This is a genomic window from Nonomuraea sp. NPDC001684, assembly GCF_053596515.1.
Window position 1 is genome coordinate 1 of the sequence record NZ_JBSFGJ010000850.1, and the last position, 1,589, is coordinate 1,589.

At 70.4% G+C, this 1,589-nt stretch carries 2 protein-coding genes; both read left to right on the top strand.

What is annotated here, in order from left to right; translation table 11 throughout:
* Positions 1-141: 141 nt before the first annotated feature.
* Positions 142-576: a hypothetical protein gene (locus tag ACWCSD_RS52455; protein WP_449927411.1), complete on the top strand. Its 435-nt coding sequence runs from the start codon at positions 142-144 to the stop codon at positions 574-576.
* 78 nt (positions 577-654) lie between these two features.
* Positions 655-1,077, top strand: coding sequence for a hypothetical protein (locus tag ACWCSD_RS52460; protein ID WP_449927414.1), 423 nt, complete (start codon positions 655-657; stop codon positions 1,075-1,077).
* Positions 1,078-1,589 lie beyond the last annotated feature (512 nt).

The following is a 1,589-nucleotide window of genomic DNA, read 5'->3' on the forward strand; positions in this document are numbered from 1 at the left end:
GCCGCCCGCCGGCTCAACCTCACCCGCCGCGCCCACCAGCGCCGCTCGACGCTGACCCGCTGACCCGCCATGGTGCGGGCCCAGGCCGCTGGACCCGCACCACCCGACCCCTGCCCGAACCACAGCAAAGAGGTTCCCACCATGGAGTACGAGTTCGACGCCAGCCGCACCCTCACCCGGTTCCGGCTGCGTGACACGACCGAGGTGACCACCGAGGACGGCCGCCGCATCGCCCCCGACACCGCCGTCATCACCTGGGTGTGGCGCCCCGACAAGGGGTGGACGTGGGCCAGCGCGTCAGTGGGCGGTCTCCTCCTGGCCGATGAGAACCACCCGCACGTGCCTGGCCTGCAGCAGGTGCGCACCTACTACGCATTCCCGCTCGCGGAGAACGGCGGCGTCCTGCCGAAGGAACTGGAGCCGCTCGTGCAGCTCGGCCGCCCCGACTGGACGCCTCCGGCCGCGTGCACCGAGTGCGGGACCCCCGTGAGCGTCGCGCCCCAGTACGACCAGCGCACGGGCGAGACCGTACCGCTCTGCGCGGCCTGCCACCACGAAGCCGTCTCCGGCACCTGACCGACCGGCGCGGGCCCGCTGCGACCGGCCCGCGCCCGCCGCCCCCATCACCATCCCCAGGAACCCAAGGAGCCTGCCATGCAGCAGTCCCAGCTTGCCCACATCATCCGCGCCGCCCGGCTCGACAAGCACGGCCCCCACCAGCACCACGCCCACATCAGCCTCAACCGGATCGAGCTGTGCATCCAGCCCGGCGGTGTGCTCGGCCTGGCCCGCGCCTACTTCGAGGCGATCCGCCCGCTCCTGCAGCCGGGATGGGAGCTGGAGGTGGTCAGCTACCACGGCGAGGGCGGAATTCGCACGGTGACGTACTTCGGCCGGTCCGGCCCGGCCGTCGAGGACGACGGGAACCCGCCGAACGGGTGCGGCCTGTGCGGAGTCGAGCAGTACGGCCACGGTCAGCAGTACAAGACGGGGACCGGCTACCACTACTGGATCAACCCGGGCGACGCGCTGCGCAAGGCGCGCATGCTCGCCCGCCGCGCCCGCGCCACCGCGTAGGACACGAGCAGACGCAAAGCCCGAACCCACGGGACGGGGTTCGGGCTTTCTCATGGGATGAGCCCCGATCCACCGAGAGCGTCATTTGGGAGGAGAGGCGCCCCAGAAGCCACGGAAGCCGAGGACCTTACTTGGCCAGGGCGAACACCCTGGATAGCCACTGTCCTGGCCGCCTTGTGTCCGTTCTCAGAATAGGTAGATCGCCTTCATGTCCCCTGAGCGCATCATCTTGCTCATCCTCGCGGCCGTCGCCGCCGCCCTTGTTGCCGCCCTCATGCTCGCCGACCGCAAGTCGGATGCCGCACGGCGTCATCTGAAGGGCTCCGGTCTCACGCCGGGCGCACGCACGAGTAGGGAAGGTAACCGTAGTTCTGTGCGGGAGTGGCCCACTGGACCGTCTCCCAGAGACTTCCCCAGCCCGTGCGGCCGCACATCGGGGGATATCCTCCGCCGTGTAGCTGGCACTGCGGCGCCTTCTCCTGCACGATCGTGCCGCCCGGGATCCAGCCGAT

What these genes read in the sequence shown, in the direction of transcription:
- ACWCSD_RS52455 (WP_449927411.1), top strand. Translation starts at nt 142, where the DNA reads ATGGAGTACGAGTTCGACGCCAGCCGCACCCTCACCCGGTTCCGGCTG.
- ACWCSD_RS52460 (WP_449927414.1), top strand. Translation starts at nt 655, where the DNA reads ATGCAGCAGTCCCAGCTTGCCCACATCATCCGCGCCGCCCGGCTCGAC.